The 22,748-nt window shown below is 66.0% G+C and carries 22 protein-coding genes; 14 read left to right on the forward strand and 8 right to left on the reverse strand.

Features of this window, described 5'->3' with window-relative positions; all coding sequences use genetic code 11:
- Together JVX90_RS03595 and JVX90_RS03600 are read right to left on the reverse strand one after the other, a co-directional pair.
- A complete protein-coding gene (locus tag JVX90_RS03595; protein ID WP_205331083.1) occupies nucleotides 1-630 on the reverse strand; it encodes an MspA family porin in 630 nt (209 codons plus the stop codon).
- Between the two features lie 378 nt (nucleotides 631-1,008).
- Nucleotides 1,009-2,232, reverse strand: coding sequence for an acetyl-CoA C-acetyltransferase (locus tag JVX90_RS03600; RefSeq protein WP_008379663.1), 1,224 nt, complete (start codon nucleotides 2,230-2,232; stop codon nucleotides 1,009-1,011).
- Between the two features lie 98 nt (nucleotides 2,233-2,330).
- Between JVX90_RS03600 and JVX90_RS03605 the strand changes: the two genes are divergently transcribed.
- Nucleotides 2,331-3,755 carry a cystathionine beta-synthase gene (locus JVX90_RS03605; protein ID WP_205331084.1) on the forward strand — a complete coding sequence of 475 codons (1,425 nt, stop codon included), beginning with the start codon at nucleotides 2,331-2,333 and terminating at the stop codon, nucleotides 3,753-3,755.
- A 5-nt stretch (nucleotides 3,756-3,760) separates the two neighbouring features.
- Nucleotides 3,761-4,903, forward strand: a complete 1,143-nt coding sequence (locus JVX90_RS03610) for a cystathionine gamma-synthase (RefSeq protein ID WP_205331085.1) — start codon at nucleotides 3,761-3,763, stop codon at nucleotides 4,901-4,903.
- Between the two features lie 64 nt (nucleotides 4,904-4,967).
- On the opposite strand, the gene JVX90_RS03615 is transcribed toward JVX90_RS03610, so the two are convergent.
- Both JVX90_RS03615 and JVX90_RS03620 read right to left on the reverse strand, forming a co-directional pair.
- Entirely contained in the window at nucleotides 4,968-5,873 is a 906-nt protein-coding gene (locus JVX90_RS03615) for a DUF559 domain-containing protein (RefSeq protein ID WP_205331086.1), read from the reverse strand.
- 96 nt (nucleotides 5,874-5,969) lie between these two features.
- Nucleotides 5,970-6,467: an SRPBCC family protein gene (locus JVX90_RS03620; RefSeq protein ID WP_205331087.1), complete on the reverse strand. Its 498-nt coding sequence runs from the start codon at nucleotides 6,465-6,467 to the stop codon at nucleotides 5,970-5,972.
- Nucleotides 6,468-6,607: 140 nt separating this feature from the next.
- Here JVX90_RS03620 and JVX90_RS03625 point away from each other — a divergent pair, with 140 nt between their 5' ends.
- Entirely contained in the window at nucleotides 6,608-6,973 is a 366-nt protein-coding gene (locus JVX90_RS03625) for a helix-turn-helix transcriptional regulator (RefSeq protein WP_205331088.1), read from the forward strand.
- Between the two features lie 72 nt (nucleotides 6,974-7,045).
- On the opposite strand, the gene greA is transcribed toward JVX90_RS03625, so the two are convergent.
- From greA to JVX90_RS03640, 3 genes are all read right to left on the reverse strand, one after another.
- The gene (gene greA / locus JVX90_RS03630) at nucleotides 7,046-7,537 is read right to left on the reverse strand and encodes a transcription elongation factor GreA (RefSeq protein ID WP_205331089.1); all 492 of its coding nucleotides are present in this window, start codon (nucleotides 7,535-7,537) and stop codon (nucleotides 7,046-7,048) included.
- A gap of 98 nt (nucleotides 7,538-7,635) precedes the next feature.
- Nucleotides 7,636-8,385, reverse strand: a complete 750-nt coding sequence (locus JVX90_RS03635) for a queuosine precursor transporter (protein WP_205331090.1) — start codon at nucleotides 8,383-8,385, stop codon at nucleotides 7,636-7,638.
- Nucleotides 8,382-8,864 carry a DUF4307 domain-containing protein gene (locus tag JVX90_RS03640; protein ID WP_205331091.1) on the reverse strand — a complete coding sequence of 161 codons (483 nt, stop codon included), beginning with the start codon at nucleotides 8,862-8,864 and terminating at the stop codon, nucleotides 8,382-8,384. The genes JVX90_RS03635 and JVX90_RS03640 overlap by 4 nt, the downstream gene beginning before the upstream one ends.
- A gap of 78 nt (nucleotides 8,865-8,942) precedes the next feature.
- Between JVX90_RS03640 and mca the strand changes: the two genes are divergently transcribed.
- The 11 genes from mca to JVX90_RS03695 all read left to right on the forward strand — a co-directional run bounded on the left by mca (nucleotide 8,943) and on the right by JVX90_RS03695 (nucleotide 21,345).
- Entirely contained in the window at nucleotides 8,943-9,794 is an 852-nt protein-coding gene (gene mca / locus JVX90_RS03645; RefSeq protein WP_205332260.1) for a mycothiol conjugate amidase Mca, read from the forward strand.
- The gene (locus JVX90_RS03650; RefSeq protein ID WP_205331092.1) at nucleotides 9,791-10,099 is read left to right on the forward strand and encodes a hypothetical protein; all 309 of its coding nucleotides are present in this window, start codon (nucleotides 9,791-9,793) and stop codon (nucleotides 10,097-10,099) included. The genes mca and JVX90_RS03650 overlap by 4 nt, the downstream gene beginning before the upstream one ends.
- Nucleotides 10,100-10,267: 168 nt before the next feature.
- Nucleotides 10,268-11,782: an AMP-binding protein gene (locus JVX90_RS03655; RefSeq protein ID WP_205331093.1), complete on the forward strand. Its 1,515-nt coding sequence runs from the start codon at nucleotides 10,268-10,270 to the stop codon at nucleotides 11,780-11,782.
- Nucleotides 11,775-12,413 carry a TetR/AcrR family transcriptional regulator gene (locus JVX90_RS03660; RefSeq protein WP_205331094.1) on the forward strand — a complete coding sequence of 213 codons (639 nt, stop codon included), beginning with the start codon at nucleotides 11,775-11,777 and terminating at the stop codon, nucleotides 12,411-12,413. Before JVX90_RS03655 ends, JVX90_RS03660 begins: the two co-directional genes overlap by 8 nt.
- Nucleotides 12,414-12,427: 14 nt before the next feature.
- Entirely contained in the window at nucleotides 12,428-13,387 is a 960-nt protein-coding gene (locus tag JVX90_RS03665) for a phosphotriesterase (protein ID WP_205331095.1), read from the forward strand.
- A 362-nt stretch (nucleotides 13,388-13,749) separates the two neighbouring features.
- Complete coding sequence (locus tag JVX90_RS03670; protein WP_205331096.1) at nucleotides 13,750-15,744, forward strand: thioredoxin domain-containing protein; 1,995 nt, start codon at nucleotides 13,750-13,752, stop codon at nucleotides 15,742-15,744.
- 313 nt (nucleotides 15,745-16,057) lie between these two features.
- A complete protein-coding gene (locus tag JVX90_RS03675; RefSeq protein ID WP_205331097.1) occupies nucleotides 16,058-17,842 on the forward strand; it encodes an FAD-binding dehydrogenase in 1,785 nt (594 codons plus the stop codon).
- 89 nt (nucleotides 17,843-17,931) lie between these two features.
- The gene (locus JVX90_RS03680) at nucleotides 17,932-18,552 is read left to right on the forward strand and encodes an AIM24 family protein (protein ID WP_205331098.1); all 621 of its coding nucleotides are present in this window, start codon (nucleotides 17,932-17,934) and stop codon (nucleotides 18,550-18,552) included.
- Nucleotides 18,553-18,561: 9 nt separating this feature from the next.
- Nucleotides 18,562-19,254: an AIM24 family protein gene (locus tag JVX90_RS03685; RefSeq protein ID WP_205331099.1), complete on the forward strand. Its 693-nt coding sequence runs from the start codon at nucleotides 18,562-18,564 to the stop codon at nucleotides 19,252-19,254.
- Nucleotides 19,251-20,015 (forward strand): AIM24 family protein, encoded by a 765-nt coding sequence (locus JVX90_RS03690; protein WP_205331100.1) that lies wholly within the window; start codon nucleotides 19,251-19,253, stop codon nucleotides 20,013-20,015. Before JVX90_RS03685 ends, JVX90_RS03690 begins: the two co-directional genes overlap by 4 nt.
- A gap of 223 nt (nucleotides 20,016-20,238) precedes the next feature.
- Entirely contained in the window at nucleotides 20,239-21,345 is a 1,107-nt protein-coding gene (locus tag JVX90_RS03695; RefSeq protein ID WP_205332261.1) for a 3-deoxy-7-phosphoheptulonate synthase, read from the forward strand.
- On the opposite strand, the gene JVX90_RS03700 is transcribed toward JVX90_RS03695, so the two are convergent.
- Entirely contained in the window at nucleotides 21,262-22,674 is a 1,413-nt protein-coding gene (locus JVX90_RS03700; protein ID WP_205331101.1) for a PepSY domain-containing protein, read from the reverse strand. The genes JVX90_RS03695 and JVX90_RS03700 overlap by 84 nt on opposite strands.
- Between the last annotated feature and the right edge of the window lie 74 nt (nucleotides 22,675-22,748).

A 22,748-nucleotide genomic window follows, 5' to 3' on the forward strand; every position in this document is an offset into this window, starting at 1 on the left:
TCAGGAGAGGCTGAAGGGCTTGCCGTACAGGGTGGACTGCACGAAGCCGCTGGCGCCGGAGATCGCGCCGTCTTCGGCGGTGAAGCCGTCGGCAGCGAGGACCTGGACCACCGAGCGGGCCGATGCGTAGCCGCCGCACTGCTCAACGTTGATCTGGAACGAGTCGACCAGGACGGTGCCGTGGCCCTTCTTCAGCGATAGCCCGTCGCTCTTGACGAACTTCACCTCGCCCGGCTTGAGCGGGACCGACACTGAGCCGCTCAGCGACGGCGCTGCCGAGATGGTGCCCGACAGCCCGCCTTCGAGGCCGGTGATGTTGATCTGGCAGCCGACGAGGTATCCGACGGTCAGCGAGCCGGTGCCCTTGCTGAGCTTGGCCGAGTACGTGCCCGAAACGGCGGCCGAGCGGCCTGCTCCGTTGTTGGCGACAGACACCTGGGGGCGGACGCTCTCGCCGGTGCGGGAGAGCTTGACGACCTGGCCGTCGATGCCAGTGGTGGTCTTGCTGCCGCCGGGCAGACGAGCGGCGTCTGCGTCTCCGGTCGACGCGATGACGCCGGTCGCTGCGACTGCGAGTGCAGCCGACGCGACGGCTGCGCGCCGCACGAACGAGGTGGTCTTGACGGTCATCCAGGGCTCCTACATGTGGGGGTAAGAAATTCTTCGGACGTGACATTAGCGGATCGATGCCCCATGTCGCAGGGAAAGATTCACTATGAACTTAGGTAACACTAAGGTTGGATGCGTGCCAAGCTGGGCATGTTGATTTCTCGTAACCCGCCCGACCCTGCTGTGTTGCATTCTGTCGTCCGAATGGGCGAATTGTCACGGATTATGTGAAAAACATAAGTGAAACTGCGAATCACAGGTGTTACATCCACATGCCTGTGAGTTCGGTCACCTCGTCTCGTTCTGTGGGACGGTCGACATCCGAACACACGATTCCGGCGACAAAAAACGGGCGGCCCCGGATCGCTCCGGGGTCGCCCGCTTAGGGTTTCTTCAGGTTCAGCTCAGGCGCTCGAGCACCATCGCCATGCCCTGGCCGCCGCCGACACACATCGACTCGATGCCGAACTGCTTGTCGGAGGTCTGCAGGTTGTTCAGCAGGGTGGTGGTGATGCGCGCACCGGTCATGCCGAACGGGTGCCCCAGCGCGATCGCACCGCCCGAGACGTTGAGCTTGTCGTGGTCGATGCCGAGTTCGTTGGCCGAACCGAGCACCTGGACGGCGAACGCCTCGTTGATCTCGAACAGGTCGATGTCGCTGACGCCCATGCCCGCGACGCGCAGCGCCTTCTTGATCGCCTCGATCGGGCCGAGGCCCATGATCTCCGGTGACAGACCGGTGGCGGCCGTCGAGACGATGCGAGCCAGCGGCGTCAGGCCGAGTTCCTTGGCCTTGACGTCGCTCATGATGACGAGCGCGGCCGCGCCGTCGTTCAGCGGACACGCGTTGCCTGCGGTGATGGTGCCGTCGGGGCGGAACACCGGGTTCAGCTGCGAGATCTTCTCGTAGGTGGTACCTGCGCGCGGGCCGTCGTCCGTCGACACGACCGTGCCGTCGGGGAGAGTGACGGCGTCGATCTCACGTGCGAAGAAGCCGCTGTTGATCGCTGCTTCGGCGCGGTTCTGCGACAGGACACCCCAACGGTCCTGGTCCTCGCGGGAGATGCCGGTGTAGGTCGCCACGTTCTCGGCGGTCTGGCCCATCGCGATGTAGACGTCCGGGATGAGACCGTCTTCGCGCGGATCGTGCCATGCGCCCGCTCCGCCTTCAGCGGTCTTCGCGGTGCGAGCCTGAGCCTCGTCGAACAGGGGATTCTTCGAGTTCGGTGCGCCGTCGGCCCCGCCCGAGATGCCGAAGCTGGAGACGCTCTCGACACCTGCCGAGATGAAGACGTCGCCTTCGCCCGCCTTGATCGCGTGCAGCGCCATGCGTGTGGTCTGCAGCGACGACGAGCAGTAACGGTTCACGGTGACACCGGGAACGTGGTCGAGGCCGAGCTGGACGGCGACCGAACGGGCGATGTTGTAACCGCCCTGTCCGCCGGGCTGGCCGATGCCGAGGTGGATGTCCTCGATCAGGGTCGGGTCGAGCGAAGGAACCTTCGCCAGTGCCGCGGCGATCATCTGCCGGGCGAGTTCGTCGGGTCGGACGTCCTTGAGGGATCCCTTGCCTGCACGCCCGATGGGCGAACGAGCATGGGCCACAATCACTGCTTCTGCCATGAGCGTCAGGATACGCGAACGTGTTCCAGTTCAAGACAGTTACGGTCATGTATCGGGCCGGTACGCCGCAATCGCCCGCGAGGTGGGACGATGGACTCATGCGCATCGCCAATCATGTCGTGGACCTGGTCGGAAACACTCCGCTCGTCAAGCTCAACTCGGTCGTCAAGCCGGGATCGGGCCTGGTCGCAGCGAAGATCGAGTACCTGAACCCCGGCGGCAGTTCCAAGGACCGCATCGCCACCCGGATGATCGACGCCGCCGAGAAGTCGGGCGAGCTGAAGCCGGGCGGCACGATCGTCGAGCCGACGTCCGGAAACACCGGTGTCGGGCTCGCACTGGTCGCGCAGCAGCGCGGCTACAAGTGTGTGTTCGTCTGCCCCGACAAGGTCGCAGAGGACAAGCGGAACGTGCTGCGTGCCTACGGCGCCGAGGTCGTCGTCTGCCCGACCGCCGTTCCGCCGGAGCACCCCGACAGCTACTACAACGTCTCGGACCGTCTCACACGTGAGATCCCCGGAGCGTGGAAGCCGAATCAGTACGCCAACCCGGCGGGCCCGCAAAGCCACTACGAGACCACCGGTCCCGAGATCTGGCGCGACACCGACGGCACGGTGACCCACTTCGTGGCGGGTGTCGGCACAGGCGGCACCATCACCGGCACCGGTCGATTCCTCAAAGAGGTGTCCGACGGTGCTGTGAAGGTCGTCGGCGTCGACCCCGAGGGCTCGGTGTACTCCGGCGGTTCGGGGCGCCCGTATCTCGTGGAAGGTGTCGGTGAGGACTTCTGGCCCGCTGCATACGATCCGACCGTGCCGGACGAGATCATCGCCGTCTCCGACTCCGACTCGTTCGAGATGACTCGTCGTCTCGCCCGCGAAGAGGGACTCCTCGTCGGTGGATCGTGCGGCATGGTGATCGTCGCCGCTCTCGAGGTCGCCGAGCGTGAGGGCCCCGACGCCGTTGTCGTCGCGCTGCTGCCCGACGGCGGCCGCGGATACCTGTCGAAGATCTTCAACGATGACTGGATGAGCAGCTACGGCTTCCTCCGCACCCCGCTCGGCGGCGGCGACGTCCCGCAGTCGAACGTCGGCGACGTGCTGCGCGGCAAGACCGGCAACCTGCCCGATCTCGTTCACACGCACCCGCAGGAGACTCTGCGCGACGCCATCGAGATCCTCCGCGAATACGGCGTCTCGCAGATGCCCGTCGTCGGTGCCGAGCCGCCCATCATGGCAGGCGAGATCAACGGCGCGGTGACCGAACGCGACCTGCTCAGCGCAGTCTTCGAGGGTCGCGCGAGTCTCGCCGACCCGGTGTCCGCTCACATGGGCGGGGCGTTTCCGCTCATCGGTTCCGGCGAGCCCGTGTCCGCCGCGATGAAGGCACTCGGCGAGTCCGACGCCCTGATGGTCGTCGATGAGGGCAAGCCGATCGGCGTCATCACTCGCCACGACCTGCTCGCCTTCGCCAGCACTCACCCGATCGCCCCCAACCTGATCACCGCAGTGAAGGAGGACTGAACCACATGACCGACCAAGGATTCTCGACCAAGGCCATCCACGCGGGCTGGGATCCGGATCCCCAGACCGGTGCCGTCAACGTGCCGATCTTCGCGTCGTCGACGTTCGCGCAGGACGGCGTCGGCGGAATGCGCGACGGCTTCGAGTACGCACGCACCGGCAACCCGACTCGGCGTGTCCTCGAGGCGAACATGGCCGCCATCGAGGCCGGCGCGTACGGCCGCGGCTTCTCGTCCGGTATGGCCGCGACCGACGCCCTGCTCCGCGCGACGCTGCGCCCGGGTGATCACCTCGTCATCCCGAACGACGCCTACGGTGGAACATTCCGGCTGATCGACAAGGTGTTCAGCCAGTGGGGGATCACCTACTCGGTCGCGCCCGTCGTCGACCCCGAGGCCGTCGCCGCCGCGATCAAGCCCAACACCAAGCTGGTGTGGATCGAGACTCCGACGAACCCGCTGCTCAACGTCGGCGACATCGCCGCTCTCGCGGACGTCGCTCACGCGGCGGGCGCCAAGCTCGTCGTCGACAACACCTTCGCGACGCCGTACCTTCAGCAGCCGCTGACGCTCGGCGCGGACGTCGTCCTGCATTCCACCACCAAGTACCTCGGTGGCCACTCGGATGTCGTCGGCGGGGCCCTTGTCACCAACGACGAGCAGTTGGACTCCGACATCGCGTTCCTGCAGAACGGCGCGGGCGCCGTCCCCGGCCCGTTCGACGCGTACCTCACGATGCGCGGCATCAAGACACTCGCCGTTCGCATGGATCGCCACAGCGACAACGCGGAGAAGCTCGTCGACTTCCTGGTCGCGCACCCGAAGATCGACACTGTCTTGTACCCGGGGCTGGACGGCCATCCCGGCCATGACGCCGCGGCCAAGCAGATGAAGCGCTTCGGCGGCATGATCTCGGTGCGCGTGGCGGGTGGAAAGCAGGCGGCTCTCGACTTCTGCGCGAAGACCAAGATCTTCACACTCGCCGAATCACTCGGCGGGATCGAGTCGCTCATCGAGCATCCCGGCGCCATGACGCACGCGTCGACCGCCGGTTCGCTCCTCGAGGTGCCGGACGATCTCGTCCGCCTCTCGGTGGGCATCGAAGACGCCGATGATCTCCTCGCCGATGTCGATCAGGCCCTCGCCTGATTGTTCTGCCTCCACTTCGGCACTCGCACCGGGCTCTGGTCCCGGCGCGAGTGCCGAAGTCGTTTCAGGCCGCGAGTCGGCGTCGATCCAGGATGCTGGTGAGTTCCCGGTACACCTCGTCGGCCGAGTAAGTGAGCCGCTTCCATGTGAAGACGAGTGGCACCCAGCCGATTCCGACGAGCATGTTGGTGGTCTGCTGATCGGTCTCCCACCGATCGTGGTGCCGATGGAAGGCCCACCCGTGCAGCGATACGGCGAGCCTTTCCTCAGGCCATACGAAATCCATCCGCCGCCCGTTGATCCACTCCTGCTGTGTCCAACCGGAGATCCGCCGTCGGTGGAGGAACCGCACGAACTTGCGTTCAAGCTCCGATTCCGAGAGGTCCTCCGCAGAGGTCAAGATCCTTCGTGCTTCGGCCATTCCGTGAGCGCCCGAGTTGCGGTCAAGGGCTGCCCGCAGCTCTGCGAGCGTCACGCGCCGGGTCTGGAGGGCCCGATCCATCATCGCGATCCCATCGCTCAACTCTGCCGACGCCGCCAAGATGGTCAAGGGGAGCGCAGTCGTCGGCACGCCGCGCACCAGCGTGAGGTCCTCTGCCGGGAACGTGCGACGGCGGATGGACGTCTCGACCGCACACTGCGCGGCTCCGTGGCCGGATCGCGGAATGGACAGGGTGACCGGGGTCGGCAGGTCCTGCGGTACCAGGTTGTGTAACCACGCCGCCGACGTGCGGTCGACGACCCCACGGTGAGCGGCGGCCGCCACCCGGAGACGACCGATCGAGGTCATGTGATGCTCGGCCGACAAATACACGGATCTCGCGTGTGGAATCCACAGACCTTGCGCGGTCTTGCGGCGGATTTGGTCGTCGGTGAGGCCCAGTTCGCGTGCCTGGTTCAGTGTGATGACCCCGTCGTGGTCGGCGAGGAACTGAGCGGTCCGAACCGCCTCGGACGATTGTGTCCCCATACTCGGTTAGACGCACAAAACGGGTGAACGGTTCCGTCTGCTCTTACTTCGGCACTCCAACCGGGCGCAGAACCCGGCCTGAGTGCCGAAGTCGGGTCAGAACGTGGCGAAGTGTTTGATCGTGTCCGTGCGGACCATTCCGAAGGCGCCGTTCGCAATCGGACCTGACAGGAACGGGGGGAGGCCCGCGCCGGCCAGTTCCATCGCGAACTTCCACACCAGGCGAGTGCCGTGCTCGGCGGGGGAGACCTCGGTGTACTCGCCGAACTTCTTCAGGCCTGGAATGTTCGCCTGTACGCCGTGGAAGGCGTGGCGGTAGGTCGACGACGCCCTGTCCTCGTCCCAGATGAAGAACACCTCGTCCATCTTCACAAGCCCGGGCGCCAGCGCGATCGACCGAGTGGTGCCGGCATGATGCGGTTCCGGGGAGGTGTAGGTGACCGACGACAGGGCGCGGCACCAGTCCAGGGTGTTCTGACGTGTGAACTCAGCCCACGCGACCTCCGGCGCGACAGGCAACGTCACGTCGATCGTGTACTTCATGGGGGCGGCGTCGAAGAACGGTTCGTCGAATGAGTCGAGGTCGTAGGCCATGGGGCGCAGTGTAGGCGATCGGACCGCGACGGCGTTGCGCAGACCGGCACCTGCGTCGACCTCGTATTGTGTTGCGCCGCAACACGATACGCACAACATGATGTGCGGACAATGCGTTGTGAGTCGGCCAGCATGAAGGGGTGAGTACACCGCGGTGGGGATCCCTCGAATGGGACACGTACGCGTACTCGTTCGGCCACCGGCTGCTCGTGGTCCGTAAGGAGTGCGGCTACTCGCAAGAGCAGCTCGCGGAGCGCAGCGGGATGCACCGCAATCAGATATCCAACCTCGAGCGGGGCACCAGCAACCGGGAACCGTTCGTCTCCGACCCCCAGTTGTCGACGGTCTACCGTCTGGCGCGGGCCCTGGACGTCCCGCCCGCATATCTGCTTCCCGATCTCGAGCAGCAAGTTCGTCCCCGCTCCACCGAGCAGGCGTCGTCCGACGCGTTGTCCGTAGTCGAAATGCGTCTCCGCGACGACCTCGAGTTCCTCCGCCGGCCGTAGACACAAGACGCAACGCGGAAACGACTCAGCGGCACCGGACGAGTGATGTCCGATGCCGCTGAGAAGGTCGTGTCAGGAGTGGTACGGCTCCGCGCTGACCAGCGTCACGCTGATCTTGGCGCCACTGGGGACCGTGTACTCGCGCGTTTCGCCGACCTTGGCGTCGATGATCGCGCCGCCGAGCGGTGAGCTCGGCGAGTAGATCTCGAGGTCGCTGGCCGAGCTCTCTTCGCGCGTTGCGATGAGGAACGTCTCGGTGTCGGACTTGTCACCGTCGAAGTAGACGGTGACGACCGAACCTGGCAGTGCGACGCCCGACTGGGTGGGCGCCTCGCCGACCTTGGCGTTGTTGAGCAGGTCCTGCAGCTGGCGGATGCGCGCCTCCTGCTGACCCTGCTCGTCACGGGCCGCGTGATAGCCGCCGTTCTCCTTGAGGTCGCCTTCTTCACGACGCTCGTTGATCTCGGCGGCAATGACTGGACGATTCGCGATGAGCGAATCCAGCTCGCCCTTCAAGCGCTCGAACGACTCCGGCGTCAACCATGTAACGCGGGTATCAGTCATTGTGATCTCCTTTTGCTGTCCGCGAATTGGACTGCTCTGAATGCAGCAACACGACCCCTCGCGAGGCCGTGCACGAGTCATCCTATCATTCGTGTGTTTTATGGCACACGGATGCTCGACTGCTGCTGCGCTTCGAGGGCCTCCCGGTATGACGGCTCCGCCCGCTTGAGGTGACCGACGACGGCGTACGTCAGGGGCATCACCACGACCTCGACCAGCGTCTTCCACACAAAACCGATGACGACGTAGTTGATGAAGTCCGACCATGTGGCGATACCGATCGCAGTGGCGGCAATCGAGCAGAACACCAGCGTGTCGAAGAACTCGCCGACCACAGTCGAACCGATGAGGCGCGCCCACAGCCTGCGTTCTCCGGCGCGTTCCTTCATCTTCACCAGGACGAGCGAGTTCAGCAGCTCGCCGACCACGTATCCCGCCAGGCCTGCGGCGACGATCTGGGGGACCGAGCCGAGCACACCTTCGAAACCCGACTGGTTGTCGTAGAAGTCTGCGGCAGGAAGCTTGATCGCGATCCAAAAGCACAGGGACGCGAGGAGGATCACAGCGAAGCCCGCGGCGATTGTGCGTCGCATCGCGCGGAAGCCGTACACCTCGCTGATCACGTCGCCGATCACGTAGCTCAGCGGGAACAGGAAGAAGGCGCCGTCGGTGACGAGACCGTTCACGTGAAGCGGACCGAGGTCGAAATGCAGCCAGTCGCCGAACAGCACGACGGCCTTGGTCGCGGCGATGTTGCTGATCAGCATGACGCCGACGAACAGGGCTGTCAGGATCGGGAAGTACGGGCTCGAGAGTCGAGCGAAGACCGCCTTGTTGACGGCGCTCATGCGGCCGGCTTCAGGTACGGCGGAACGGTCGCGGTGCAGCCGAACACCTCGCCGATCACCGCGGGCTGCGAGGTCAGGACCTCGGTCTTCGCGCCGACCTGCGTCTCGCTGCCCGCGGGGATGAGGACCTCGCGGCGTCCGACCTCTGAGCCGTCCTGTGCGCGTGCCCGCACGACGCAGGCGACTGCTTCGTCGGGATTGCTGCGATTCACGGTGTACTGCACGGAGACGGTGTCGGACGACAGGATTTCGAAGGCCGTTGCGCTGCCGGAGACTTCCGGGTCGGCGAACTGTGTGTAACCGGCGTACGCCAGTCCGACACCCGCCACGACGACCAACGCCGACAGTGCGTAGAACCACCGCTTCTTGCTCGACGACGACTGTTCCACCGGATATGTCGCACGTGGGCCGCTGCGGGGAAACGTGGACTCATCCTCGGCTGGGCCGGGCTCGACACTGCCCCCGTCTGAACTGCTCACGTGTCAATACCTACCATGAGTAGGAACAGCTAGCGAAGGTGAGGAAGCGTGAGCGAACACGCGAACGGTCTGCGTCTGATGGCCGTGCACGCACATCCCGATGACGAGGCCAGCAAAGCTGCTGCGACGCTGGCCAAGTACGTGGCCGAGGGTCACGAAGTGATGGTGGTGACGCTCACCGGCGGTGAGCGCGGCGACGTGCTGAACCCGGCGATGGATCGTCCGGGCGTGCTGGAGAACCTTCCGCAGGTGCGTCGTGACGAGATGGCGGCCGCGGCGAAGGTGCTCGGTGTGCAACATCACTGGCTCGGTTACGTCGACTCGGGACTGCCCGAGGGCGATCCGCTGCCACCGTTGCCCGAGGGCTGCTTCGCTCTCGTCCCGAATGAGGAGTCGACGGGCAAGCTCGTCGAGGTGATCCGCGACTTCCGGCCGCACGTGATCGTCACGTATGACGAGAACGGCGGCTACCCGCACCCGGACCACATCAAATGTCACGAGATCTCGGTTGCGGCGTTCGACGCGGCGGGCGACCCCGACGCGTACCCGGAGGCGGGGGAGCCGTGGACCCCGTCGAAGCTGTACTACACCCACGGTTTCATCCGTGCGCGGATCCTGCGGTTCGCCGAGGAGTTCGGAAAGAACGGTCAGGACAATCCGTTCGAGGAATGGCTCAGCCGCTGGAAGACCGACCAGGGCGACATGATGGCCCGCGTGACCACTCAGGTGACCTGTGGGGAGTACTTCCCGCAGCGTGACGACGCCCTGCGTGCGCACGCGACCCAGGTGGACCCGAATGGATTCTTCTTCGCAGTTCCCCTTGAGTGGCAGCAGCGCCTCTGGCCCACGGAGGAGTTCGAGCTCGCGCAGACCCGCGTGAAGACGGCGATTCCCGAGACCGATCTGTTCTCCGGAATCGAGCAGTCATGAGTCTGCACGCGTTGGCCGGTGCGGCCGCTGTCGTCGCCGCGGACCAGGAACCCCGCGGCCCCGAATTCGGCAAGGCGTCCCCGCTCGGCCTGCTCATCATCGTGCTGCTCCTGGTGGCGACGTTCCTTCTGATCCGGTCGATGAACCGTCAGCTCCGCAAGCTGCCCGAGAGCTTCGACACCGAACATCCCGAAGCCGACCAGAAGTTCGACGAGGGCACCGACGCAGCGGCTGCTGACGAAGCCGCTCCGGCCGAAGGCGCTCCGGATCCGTCCGACGCCGGTCCGCCGCCGAAAGACACCTGACTCCATCCCGTGTGAGAATCCCACCTGCTTGTTGGTCGAGCCGGTGGGATTCTTTGTTGTGCAGCGGAATTCCGGAATCGCCTGAACTTGAATCCGACTTCAATTACGTTCGTGTGGTGACCCCGATCACTCTGTGGGGCGCGTCGAACGAGTGAGAGGCCCGGTTGCATGGTCAATGTGGCGGCGATCGTCTGGGAGAACGCGGCGGCAGATCCGACGCGGGTTGCGCTCCGGTCGGCACGAGGGGACCTGACCTACGGTGACCTGCGCGATCTGAGTGGTCGCGTCGCCACTGCGGTCCGGGCGGCAGGCCGCCGGCCGCGCGAACGAGTCGTGTTCATCGCGCCGACGATCATCGAGTTCCCGATCGTCTACTACGGTCTGCACGCGGCAGGCGTCAGCGTGATCACGATGAACACCATGGCTACGGCGGCGGAGATCGGGTACGTCCTCGACGACTCCGGGGCGTCGCTGGTGATCGCATGGCACGAGTGCGCCGGATCCGCCGAAGCGGCTGCAGCAGAGCATGGGCTGCCCTTCTGGCTGATCAACGACGGCGCCGTGTTCAACGATCAGCCACTCGCGAAAGCGCACGATCACGAGCCGGACGACACCGCCGTCATCCTGTACACGTCGGGGACAACCGGACGACCGAAGGGCGTTGAACTGACCGCAGCGAACCTCGTCGACACCACGGCGTCGTTCACACCCGTCCTCGGACTGACCTCGGACGACAGGTTCGGCACCGCCCTGCCGCTGTTCCACGTGTACGGGCAGGCCGTCATCATGAATCTCACGTTGGTATTGAACGCGTCGTTGTCCCTGCTGTCGCCATTCGACCCGACCGCGATGATCGAGCTGGTTCGCAACGACAGGCTGACCGCGCTCGCAGGCGTCCCGACCATGTGGAACGCGATGCTTCAGGCGTCCGACGGTTATGGTCCCCGCGACTTCGAGCAGCTCCGCCTGGCCACGTCGGGTGGAGCCTCGTTGCCCGTCGAAGTGATGCGCGCGTTCAATGAGCGGTTCGACTGCGCGATCCTCGAGGGCTACGGCCTCACTGAGTCGACGGGGGCGGCGAGTTTCAACGACATCCACCGCATCCTGAAGCCGGGAACGGTGGGGCCGGCGCTGCCGGGCACCTCGATCGAGGTCCGGGGCCCGGATGGCGGCATGCTTCCCGCAGGGGAGGTCGGGCACGTCTACCTCAAGGGCCCAACGATCATGAAGGGCTACTGGAACCGGCCCCAGACCACCGCAGAGGAACTGCGCGACGGGTGGCTCACCACCGGCGACCTCGGGAAGCTCGACGACGACGGCTACCTCAGCATCGTCGATCGTGCAAAAGACCTGATCATCCGTGGTGGGTACAACGTGTACCCGCGGGAAGTCGAGGAAGTGCTCTACGAGCATCCCGATATCGTCGAAGTCGCGGTCGTCGGCGTGCCGGACGATCATTTCGGCGAGGAGGTCGCGGCCGTGATCGCCTTGCGGCCCGGAACGACGGCCACGGTCGACGGCATTCGGACGTGGGCGAAGACGCAGTTGTCGGCCTACAAGGTGCCGCGACTGATCCAGTTCGTCGACACCCTTCCGAAGGGCGCGACCGGCAAGATCTTGAAACGGGAGATCAACAGGGACGCCATCCGGGCGTCGGTCGCCGGGACGAGTGCCGATGGCTGACGGCACGACTGTCAAAGAGCCGCCTGCGACGGCGCGTGGCGCGCGTACCCGCTCTGCGTTGATCTCTGCGGCACGCATCGTCTTCGAGCGTGACGGGTTCCTCAACTCGCGCCTCACGGACATCACGGCGGAGGCGGCCTGCTCGACGGGATCGTTCTACACCTACTTCGCCACGAAGGAGGACGTCTTCTTCGCCGTGATGGAGCGGGCGCGCGACGACATGTTGCACCCGGGAGTACACCACCAAGCCCCCGACGACGATCCGGTCGCCGTCATCGAGGCGAGCAACCGGGCGTACTTCGAGGCCTACCAGCGCAATGCGCGACTCATGATGCTGCAGGAGCAGGTGGCGACGATCAACGCCGACTTCCGTGCGTCACGCATCGAACGTGGTGAGGCGTTTGTGGAGCGGAACGCGCGAAGCATCAAGCGGATGCAGGACGCCGGTCTCGTCGACGAGACGCTCGAACCGATCATGACTGCTCGAGCGCTGTCGGGCATGGTCGCGCGCCTCGCATATCACCACCTCGCGCTCGGCGTCGACGGCGACATCAACGACCTCGTTTTCACCAGTACGAAGCTCTGGGCCAACGCGCTCGGGCTGACCCCGAGGATTGACCCCTCCCACTGAAAGGCACGTCAAGCATGAGCACCATCCAGACCGTCACCGGGCCGATCGACTCCAGTGAACTCGGACGAACCCTCGTCCACGAGCACGTCTTCATTCTCAACACCGAACACAAGGAGAACTACCTCACCGACTGGGACGAAGAACAGCAGATCGCGGACGCGGTCGAAAAGCTCACCGAACTCAAAGCGATCGGCATCGACTCGATCATGGATCCGACCGTGCTCGGCCTCGGCCGATACATTCCTCGGATCAAGCGGATCGCCGAGCAGATCGACCTGAACATCGTGGTCGCGACCGGTCTGTACACGTACAACGACGTCCCGTTCCAGTTCGAGTACCGCGGTCCCGGGACTCTCGTCGAGATGCCGGAACCGCTCACCGAGATGTTCGTCAAAGACATCACCGAGGGCATTGCGAACACGGGTGTGCGCGCCGGGATTCTCAAGTGCGCGATCGAGCATCAGGGTCTGACACCGGGTGTGGAGCGAGTGATGCGCGCCGTCGGTCAGGCGCACGTGCAGACCGGGGCGCCGATCACCGTGCACACGAACCCGGCGGCCGGCACCGGTCTGATCGCGCAGCAGGTCCTCAAGGAAGAAGGCGTCGATCTGAGCAAGGTGATCATCGGCCATTGCGGTGACAGCAACGACATCGACTACCTGTGCAAGGTCGCCGACAACGGTTCGATGCTCGGCATGGACCGCTTCGGGCTCGACGTGTTCAACCCGACCGGCGAGCGCATCACGACGATCATCGAGCTGGTGCGTCGCGGCTACGTCGACAAGATCACCCTCGCCCACGACGCGAACTGCTTCATCGACTACTTCAGCCCCGAGCACAAGCATGCGATCGCGCCCAACTGGAATTACACCCACATCAGCAAGGACGTCATCCCGGCACTGTTGGACGGCGGCGTCACCGAGGCGGACATCAACACGATCCTCGTGACCAATCCCCGTCGGCACTTCGAGTGAGCCGGGTGGCCTGGAGCTAGGAGAACCCCGGTTCGGCGGTCACGGCGAGGAGGCCCACTCGGCCGAACGCCGGGGGTGCTGTTCTTCGCCTGTCGGCCGGAGTGCTCGGCCATCGCGATGCCCAGGCTTCCGAGCGTGAGCATCTTCGCGGTGGAACCCTTGCTCATGACCCGCACTGCCGCCAGTTGGGGCGTGCCGACAGATTCGACGAATCAGTGGCCATCGCGCGCTTCCTTCGGGCGATTCGTCAACGGACGTCGGACCACGATAAGCGATGAATGTCGGGTCGCAGGGTGGTTTGCCCGCTCACCGGGACCGGTGGATCGGGGCCGTGTCGCTCACACTGGGGAATGATGGAGACCATGAATCGTCTGGCGGAGTCCACCAGTCCGTACCTTCGGCAGCATTCGGGAAATCCGGTGCATTGGCGGGAGTGGAGCGATGCGGCGTTCGACGAGGCGCACAAGCGTGACGTTCCGGTCCTGTTGAGCATCGGCTACGCCGCGTGCCACTGGTGCCATGTGATGGCGCACGAGACGTTCGAGGACGCCGAGCTTGCGGCCCAGATGAACGACGGATTCGTCTGCATCAAGGTGGACCGCGAGGAACGCCCCGACATCGACTCGGTGTACATGGCGGCGACCGTCGCGATGACCGGCCAGGGCGGCTGGCCGATGACCTGCTTCCTCACCCCGGACGGCGACCCGTTCTACTGCGGCACCTACTTTCCGCCGCGACCGCGAAACGGGCAACCCGGTTTCGGTGATGTCCTCGACGCCATCAGTCGTACCTGGGAGTCTCGGCGCGACGAGGTGGAACTCGCCGGATCGAAGATCACCGAGCATCTGCGATCGTCCGCCGCCGGACTGCCCGACGGACCGCGACTCGATCGGCAACTGCTGGCCGACGCGGTCAGCCAGATCGTCGCCGATGAGGATCCGGTCTCGTCCGGATTCGGCGGCGCGCCCAAGTTCCCGCCGTCGGCGATGCTCGAAGGGCTGATCCGTGCCGCCGAGTACACCGGCGACGACACCGCGCTCGCCGCGGCGTCGCGGACCCTGGAAGCGATGGCGCGCGGAGGAATCTACGACCAGCTCGCGGGCGGCTTCGCGCGATACGCCGTCGATTCGGCCTGGGTGGTCCCGCATTTCGAGAAGATGCTCTACGACAACGCACTGCTCCTACGCGCGTACGCCCACTTGGCCCGACGCGGTGATCTGCTGGCGGCGCGGATCACCGAGGAGACCGTCGCGTTCCTCGACGACGTGCTGTGGACGGGAACGGGATACGCGTCGTCGTTGGACGCCGACACCGAAGGCGTCGAGGGCCTCACGTACGTGTGGAGTCCGGCCGAGTTCGCCGACATCCTCGGCGACGATGCGGGCTGGGCGGCCGACTTGTTCACCGTCACCCACGAAGGGAGCTTCGAGCACGGGACGTCCACGTTGCAACTGCTGCACGACCCGGACGACCTCGCACGGTACGAGTCCGTCCGGGCCAGGCTCTCCACCGTGCGGGCGCAGCGGCCCCAGCCTGACCGCGACGACAAAGTGGTCACCGGATGGAATGCGTTCGCGATCACCGCGCTCGTCGAGGCCGGCGCGGGACTCGGGCGGCCCGACTGGATCGACAGGGCGGCGGAGTGCGCGTCGAATCTCCTCGCCACGCACCTCGTCGACGGCGACCTCCGTCGATCGTCACTCGACGGAAAGCCCGCCACGCCGCTCGGCGCCCTCGAGGACTACGCCGCGCTGGCCACCGCGTTGCTGGCGCTGCACACGGTGACGGGTGCAGATCGGTGGCTCGATGCCGGACTGTCGATCGTAGACCGGGCGATCGACGTCTTCGCCGTCGTCGACGAGCCGGGGGCGTGGTTCGACGCGCACCCGACCGGTCTGCTGCTCCGGCCCAGGGACCCGGTGGATGGCGCCACCCCGGCGGGCGCGTCGCTGATGGCCGAGGCGCTGCTCACCGCGACGGTCCTCGCCGACACCGAACGCGCCACGCGCTACGCCGAACTCGCCGACGCCACCCTCGCGCGGGCGGGCATCATCCTGGCGAAAGCCGCTCGGTCGGCGGGCCACTGGCTCGCGGTGGCGCAGGCGTACGTGGCGGGGCCTGTCCAGGTGGCCGTCGCGCAGACTCCCGACTCCGACGGGGCCTTCGCTGCCGAAATCCGACGGATCGCGCCCGGCGGAGTCGTCGTGGTCGCGGGGCCGAAGGACTCGGCGTCGCTGCTGGCCGACCGTGGACCGCTCGCCACCGGCGGTCGACTCCGCGACGCGGCCTACGTCTGCCGCGGTGAGGTGTGCTCACTGCCCGTCACCGCTCTCGACCGCGTGGAGTCGTTGCTGTAATGGCCTTTCGGCTCGCGCGTCGCCCTCCTGCTTCTTGAGCGCGCGCCGTCCTCCTGCTCCTTGAGCGAGCTTGCGAGTCGAAAGGTGTTCGGGTGCAGGGCCTTTCGACTCGCTCCGCTCGCTCAAGGAGCAGAAGGTCGCGGCTCGCTCAAGACCCGTTTGCGAGTCGAAAAGGTGCCAGAGAAGAGCATTCTCAGGCCCGATGTGGATCGATCGATCAGATGTCGGTTATGGTGTCGTCGACATCACACCGCGAACGACCTTTGCGGTAGCTCACCCTCGACACGCGCGGGGAGCAGGAGGAGTGCGACACATGGGCTTGGACGACCACACGATCAACCGTCGGAGCGTGCTGGTGGGCGGCTCCGTCGCCGCGGCAGGACTCGTCGCCTCATCGCTCGCCGGTCAGGCGGGCGCGGCGCCGCGGCAGGACGCCGACGTGATCGTCGTCGGTCACGGACTCGCCGGTCTGGTCGCGGCCTCCGAACTCGCCGCCGCAGGACGGTCGGTGATCGTCGTCGACCAGGAGTCACGCTCGAATCTCGGTGGTCAGGCGCACTGGTCGCTCGGCGGACTGTTCTTCGTGAACTCGCCCGAGCAGCGTCAGTGCCAGATCCGGGACTCGATCGAACTCGCGCGTGCCGACTGGTTCGGTTCCGCCGGATTCGACCGCAAGCCGCACGACCGACTGGGAGAGGACTACTGGGCCCGCCAGTGGGCCGAGTCGTACTTGAACTTCGCCGCGGGGGAGAAGCGCAGCTGGCTCGAACGCAAGGGTGTTCGCTGGGTTCCGGTGGTCGGATGGGCCGAGCGGGGCGGCACGTCAGCGAGTGGACACGGCAATTCCGTGCCACGTTTCCACATGACACTCGGCACCGGACCGGGTGTGGTCGAGCCGTTTCGGAACGCCGTCCTCGACGGTGAACGTCGCCGCCGGATCTCGTTCCGATTCCGCCACCGCGTCGACGAACTGATCACCGACGGCGGACGTGTCACCGGTGTGCGAGGCAAGAAACTCGCAGCGTCCAACGCCCCGCGCGGCGTCAAGTCGAACCGGACCGTCATCGGCGACTTCGAACTCCGCGCACCGATCACCCTCGTCGCGTCCGGCGGCATCGGTGCCAACCACGAGCTGATTCGTCAGAACTGGCCGTCGCGCCTCGGCGCCCCGCCCAAGACGATGGTCACCGGCGTCCCCGCCCACGTCGACGGCCGGATGCTCGCCATCACCGAGGCGGCAGGCGGGCGCATCGTCAATCGCGACCGCATGTGGCACTACACCGAGGGCCTCAAGAACCACTCGCCGATCTGGCCCGACCACGGGATCCGGGTGCTCGGCGCACCGTCGTCGATGTGGTTCGACGCCGAAGGCAACCGCTTCGACAGTCCGGCGATCCCCAGCTACGACACGCTCGAGACGCTCGCCATGATCAAGCGGACGGGCTACGACTACTCCTGGTTCGTCCTCAACAAGAAGATCATCAGCAAGGAGTTCATCCTGTCCGGGTCGGAGCAGAACCCGGAACTGACACGCAAGGACCTGGTGGCCTACCTCGCCAGCCGTGCACTCGACGACGTCCCGAAGTCAGTGCAGAAGTTCGTCGACAAGGGCGTCGACTTCGTGCAGGCCCGGAGCGTGGACGACCTCGTGCGGAAGATGAACCGGCTTGCGGGAAGTGATCTCGTCGACGCGGGCAAGCTGCGGGCGCAGATCGTTCAGCGCGACCGGCAGGTGCACAATCCGTTCACCAAGGACCCGGGTGTCATGGGGATTCACAATTCGCGGAACTACTTGGGCGACAACATCGTCCGCACTGTCGAGCCGCACCCGATCCTCGACCCGGCGGCCGGCCCGCTGATCGCGATCCGGATGAACATCCTGACCCGCAAAACACTTGGCGGACTTCAGACGAATCTTTCCGGCCAGGTGATGAACGACGGCGGGACACCCGTGCCCGGCCTCTACGCCGCGGGCGAGGCGTCCGGTTTCGGCGGCGGCGGTGTGCACGGCTACAACGCGCTCGAGGGTACTTTCCTCGGCGGTTGCCTGTTCTCCGGCCGTGCCGCAGGTCGCGCCGCGGCACGCGCGACGTCGTAGGCGCTCCGGCCGATCATCCACCCGGCTGACAAGACCGCGCGGAGGCGATACTGTCTTGTCCTCTGGTCGTCGCAGGTAAGGACAGGATCTTGCAACTCGTCTCGAAGACGAAGCGGGTAGTCGAAGCGCATCTCAACAACAGTTCGATCCGTGCATTGAGCGGGTCGATGGTGGCGTTCGAAGGGCAGGTGTCCTTCAAGTCCGCTGGTTTCGGGGGCGGCGAAGGACTGGTCGCGGGAATCAAGAAGAAGGCGACCGGTGAAGGACTGTCGCTGATGGAGGCGTCCGGGACGGGCATCGTGTACCTCGCGCAGGACGCTGCCAACGTGACCGTTCTCGACCTGAACGGCGAAACCCTGCAGGTGGAGGCGTCGCAGCTGCTCGCGCTGACGCAGAACCTCACCACCAACGTCACCTTCGCCGGTGTGCGGGGCGGTGCTTCGGGGCAGGGTCTGTTCACCACGACGGTCACCGGTCAGGGGCAGGTGGCGCTGCTGTCGCAGGGCGGCCCACTCATCCACCTGGAAGTGTCGCCGCAGTTCCCGCTCGTCGTCGACCCCGATGCGTTCGTGTGCGCCAAGGGAGCGCTGTCGCAGTCGTTCGTGACCGACGTGTCGTGGCGGAACGTGGTCGGACAAGGCAACGGGGAAGCCTTCTCCCTCCGCTGGGACGGCACGGGCGTCGTCTCCATTCAGCCGGCCGAGCGATAGGAGACGGACATGTTCACCAAGGTCAACAACAAGGTCGTGTCCGTGAACCTCGCGCAGGCTGGACCGATCGTGGCCCGCCGCGGGGCGATGCTGTTCTACACCGGCAACGTGCTGTTCCAGCCGCACCAGATCCCCGGATCGGGCGGCATGGGCGCGATGAGCGGCATGGTCGGGATGGCGGGCCGCATGATGCAGGGCGAGCACGAGACGACGATGATCGCCCAGGGCGACGGCACCGTCCACTACGGTTTTCGAGGTCTTGAAGTCGAGATCGTCGACCTGTCCGGTGGCGGAGAACTGCGCGTCGAGGCGTCCAGGCTGCTCGCCCATACCCAGGGTCTGCAGGCGTCTGTGGTGTCGACGTCGGCCCAGTCCGGCGGAGGCGGTGGCGGACTTCGCGGTGCACTGCGGTCAGCGGCGAGCGGTGTCGCCACCGGCCAGGGGATGTTCACCACGCAACTCATCGGCATGGGATCGGCCGTGATCCTCGGCCACGGCGGGTTCATCGCGCTGCAGGTGGCGCCGAACCGGCCCATCACCGTCGACCCGCAAGCGTTCGCCGCATCTGTCGGCCAGATCCAGACCAGCCTCCGCTCGACGGTCAGCTTCCGCAACATGGGACGCACCGGCGGCGAGGGATTCCAACTCGACTGCACCGGACAGGGTGTGGTCTACGTGCAAGCATCGGAGCAACGGCTGTGACACAGGTGAACACGGTGTGGAATCCGCACACTCTGCCGTCCGACGACAACGTTCCGGACAACAAGTACTCGTTCTGCATCGACCTCACCACACCGTGGTTCATGTCGAAGGGCGCGATGATCGCCTACTACGGGCAGGTCAACTTCACATCCCTGCAGCGCGGTCTGCAGGCGGGCCTGCTGCACATGGTGGCGCAGCAGTTCTCCGCGCCGCTCTACTTGAGCGACTACGTCGTGGCCGAAGGCCAGGGCAAGGTGATCATCGGCGACCGCGGATACGAGATCAACTCGTACGACCTCGAAGACAACGGCAATCTGACGATTCGAGCGGCGAACCTCCTGGCGTTCGAACCGACACTCGCGCTCAAGCAGTCCATCGTGCCGGGGTTCCTCACCCTGATCGGAACCGGTCGATTCCTGGCGTCGTCGAACGGCAGCGTCATGTTCGTCGAACCGCCGGTCCGAGTGGACCCGGAGGCCCTCGTCGGATGGGCCGACTGCCCGTCGCCCAGCCATCACTACGACCAGGCGTGGGTCACCGACATGCTCGGCGCGGCCGCCTCGCGTATGGGGGTGCGGTCGGGTGAGGAGCAACAGTTCGATTTCACCGGGGCGGGCACCGTTCTGGTTCAGTCGAGCGAGAAGGTGATCGACGACAGCGCCGTGGTCCGCAGCATCACCGGTCAGTTGCCCGGCGTGTCCGCGCCGGGTCTCCAGCAGATCAACGCGCACATCCAGGCGCAGATGCAGCAACACCAGTAGGCGCGCACGGTCGTCGGCGCGAATGTGTTACCGTCGGAGCCATGTCGACGACCGCCTATTGGCGCTTTTTTATGCAGGCTCCGGGAGAGCCTGCGATGAAGCGTCGATAACGCACGTCGTACATCCCGGAGCCTGAAGCAGTGACCATCATGGGTCGCTGCTTCTTCTCGTTCCGGGATGAGATGCGCGCCGCAGGGTGTTGACCGGGACGGCCACCCCTCACCTGCGTCAGCGCCCCGAAAGGCACATCGTGACCATCACGTCCGACATCAGCTCGACCACCTCCGACCGTCGGGTCACCGCGTTCTCGCCGATCCCGTCCCCCGAGACGCTGCGCAGCGAACTGCCGTTGACTTCGCGACGCGCCGAAGCCGTCCAACGCGACCGCGACGAGATCGCCGCGATCCTCGCAGGCCGTGACGACCGGCTGATCGTCGTCGTCGGCCCCTGCTCCGTTCACGACCCGGTCGCTGCTCTGGACTACGCCCGCCGTCTTGCACCGCTGGCCGTCGAGTACGCCGACACCCTCAAGATCGTGATGCGCGTGTACTTCGAGAAGCCTCGCACCACCGTCGGGTGGAAGGGCCTCATCAACGACCCCGGGATGGACTCCTCCTACGACGTGGAACGCGGTCTGCGCACCGCACGCGCGCTGCTGCTCGACGTCATCGACCTCGGGCTTCCGGTCGGCTGTGAGTTCCTCGAACCGACGAGCCCCCAGTACATCGCCGACACCGTCGCATGGGGTGCGATCGGAGCGCGCACGACCGAATCGCAGGTCCACCGCCAATTGGCGTCCGGGCTGTCGATGCCCATCGGCTTCAAGAACGGCACCGACGGCAACGTCCAGGTCGCGATCGACGGTGTGTCGGCGGCGTCCGCCGAGCACGTGTTCTTCGGAGTCGACGACTTCGGTCGTGGAGCCGTCGTCCAGACCGCGGGCAATGAGGACTGCCACATCATCCTGCGTGGTGGCACCCCGGGGCCGAACTACGACGCCGACTCGGTGAGCTCCGCCGTTGCGGCGCTGACGCAGGCGGGCAAGTCGCCGAAGGTGATGGTCGACTGTTCGCATGCCAACTCGGCCAAGGACCACGAGCGCCAGGCCGTCGTCGCCGTCGAGGTGGCCGAGGAGTTCGCCGCGCGGCGACGCGCCGGGGAGCCGGTGCAGCTGTCGGGCGTGATGCTCGAGAGCTTCCTCGTCCCCGGCGCGCAGAGCCTCGGCGGCGACCTCGTCTACGGGCAGTCAGTCACGGACAAGTGCATGGGGTGGGACGCCAGCGTCGACGTGCTCGCCGCCCTCCACAACGCTGCTCACGTCGGCCGCTGACTGGCCGTCGTCTCCCGGACGACGTCGTGACCTGACGAATGTCGACACGACATCAACCACGACGAACACCAGTAACGGCCATCCGAGGAGCGGGACGAACCAGCCGACGGCGATCGCGATCGCGATCAACCCGACGCTGACCGGCCACGGCGCGGCCCGCAGGCCACCTGCTGCGGGCGCGCGCCGATTCCGGCGCTGCCACCACGCTCGATAACCGAGCACGATCATCGCCACGAGCGCCGCGGCGAGGAGGAACAGCACGATCTGGTTGGCGACGCCGAACAGCAGCCCCATGTGGAGTGCGATGGCGAGGTTCGACGCCCGAGCGGCCAGCGGCCAGTCGGCGAATCGGTTCTCACTCACCACGCGGTCGGACGCCGGATCGACGGCGACCGTGTCGGGAGAGAACTGCCACGGGCGTCGGACTTCGGCGACGGTGTACGCGGTGTCCGCCTCTGCGGGCAGTGTCACCTCGATTCCCGAGTCGATGCCGACTGATCGTGCAAGGGCGACGGCGGCGTCGACCTGGGCGACGGCGCCCGAGGTATCACCCGAGGCGACGGGGGAGCCGTGCCCTGCGTGTTCGCCGCCGCTGGGCGCTGACGTGCTGCCGGACAGTGAGGTGTCGGTCGCGGGTGTGGTCCAGCTCAGTGCGGTGCGCAGGTCGGAGACGTTCTGTCCGGCGTACGTCGACCAGGTGAGGCCGGTCGCCGACAAGAAGACCAGGCCGACGGAGATCCACATACCGATCACTGCGTGCCGATGCACGGTGCGGGTGCGTCCGGCGCCGACTCGTCGTCTGGCCTTGCGAGTTCGGGCGAACCAGATTCCGAGTCCGGCGAGCACGATCACCCAGAGCCACGACGCGGCGAGTTCGCTGTAGAGCCGCCCCGGTTCGCCGAGGTGAAGGTCGCGATGCAGCCGGTCGAGCCACTGCCGCATCGGAAGGGCGTTCGAACTGCCGTACACGGGCAGTTCGCCGCGGGTTTCGAGGGTCACCGGGTCGACGAACACCGCGAGTCGCTCCGAGTCGCCGAGTGTCGGGTCGGCGAACAGTACCTGGGTGGTGTCACCCGATTCGGCGGGAGGACGCACTGCGGAGACCTGCAGGTCCGGGCGAGTCTTCTGGGCGGCCCCGATCTGGTCGGCCAAGGACTGCGTCACGCCGACCGAGTCGGTGTGCAGTTCATGGCGGTAGACGACGTTCTCAACCGACGGTGCGAGCGCGTACAGCGCTCCCGTCACCGCGGCTATCAGCAGGAACGGTGCGACAAGCACGCCTGCGTAGAAGTGGATCCGGTGGAGTATCCGGACGAGCGAAGATTTCATGTCTGCCTCTCGGGCACGAAGGAGTCGTCGTCGTACCGGCGTGCACGAGAGATGCACGTCGGTACGGCGAGAAG

The sequence above is a fragment of the Gordonia sp. PDNC005 genome (assembly GCF_016919385.1).
Lineage (GTDB): Bacteria > Actinomycetota > Actinomycetes > Mycobacteriales > Mycobacteriaceae > Gordonia.

Bases quoted from the DNA above. Each gene is read 5' to 3' on its own strand.
- JVX90_RS03595 (WP_205331083.1), bottom strand. From the start codon at position 630: ATGACCGTCAAGACCACCTCGTTCGTGCGGCGCGCAGCCGTCGCGTCG.
- JVX90_RS03600 (WP_008379663.1), bottom strand. From the start codon at position 2,232: ATGGCAGAAGCAGTGATTGTGGCCCATGCTCGTTCGCCCATCGGGCGT.
- JVX90_RS03605 (WP_205331084.1), top strand. From the start codon at position 2,331: ATGCGCATCGCCAATCATGTCGTGGACCTGGTCGGAAACACTCCGCTC.
- JVX90_RS03610 (WP_205331085.1), top strand. From the start codon at position 3,761: ATGACCGACCAAGGATTCTCGACCAAGGCCATCCACGCGGGCTGGGAT.
- JVX90_RS03615 (WP_205331086.1), bottom strand. From the start codon at position 5,873: ATGGGGACACAATCGTCCGAGGCGGTTCGGACCGCTCAGTTCCTCGCC.
- JVX90_RS03620 (WP_205331087.1), bottom strand. From the start codon at position 6,467: ATGGCCTACGACCTCGACTCATTCGACGAACCGTTCTTCGACGCCGCC.
- greA (WP_205331089.1), bottom strand. From the start codon at position 7,537: ATGACTGATACCCGCGTTACATGGTTGACGCCGGAGTCGTTCGAGCGC.
- JVX90_RS03635 (WP_205331090.1), bottom strand. From the start codon at position 8,385: ATGAGCGCCGTCAACAAGGCGGTCTTCGCTCGACTCTCGAGCCCGTAC.
- mca (WP_205332260.1), top strand. From the start codon at position 8,943: ATGGCCGTGCACGCACATCCCGATGACGAGGCCAGCAAAGCTGCTGCG.
- JVX90_RS03650 (WP_205331092.1), top strand. From the start codon at position 9,791: ATGAGTCTGCACGCGTTGGCCGGTGCGGCCGCTGTCGTCGCCGCGGAC.
- JVX90_RS03655 (WP_205331093.1), top strand. From the start codon at position 10,268: ATGGTCAATGTGGCGGCGATCGTCTGGGAGAACGCGGCGGCAGATCCG.
- JVX90_RS03660 (WP_205331094.1), top strand. From the start codon at position 11,775: ATGGCTGACGGCACGACTGTCAAAGAGCCGCCTGCGACGGCGCGTGGC.
- JVX90_RS03665 (WP_205331095.1), top strand. From the start codon at position 12,428: ATGAGCACCATCCAGACCGTCACCGGGCCGATCGACTCCAGTGAACTC.
- JVX90_RS03670 (WP_205331096.1), top strand. From the start codon at position 13,750: ATGAATCGTCTGGCGGAGTCCACCAGTCCGTACCTTCGGCAGCATTCG.
- JVX90_RS03675 (WP_205331097.1), top strand. From the start codon at position 16,058: ATGGGCTTGGACGACCACACGATCAACCGTCGGAGCGTGCTGGTGGGC.
- JVX90_RS03685 (WP_205331099.1), top strand. From the start codon at position 18,562: ATGTTCACCAAGGTCAACAACAAGGTCGTGTCCGTGAACCTCGCGCAG.
- JVX90_RS03700 (WP_205331101.1), bottom strand. From the start codon at position 22,674: ATGAAATCTTCGCTCGTCCGGATACTCCACCGGATCCACTTCTACGCA.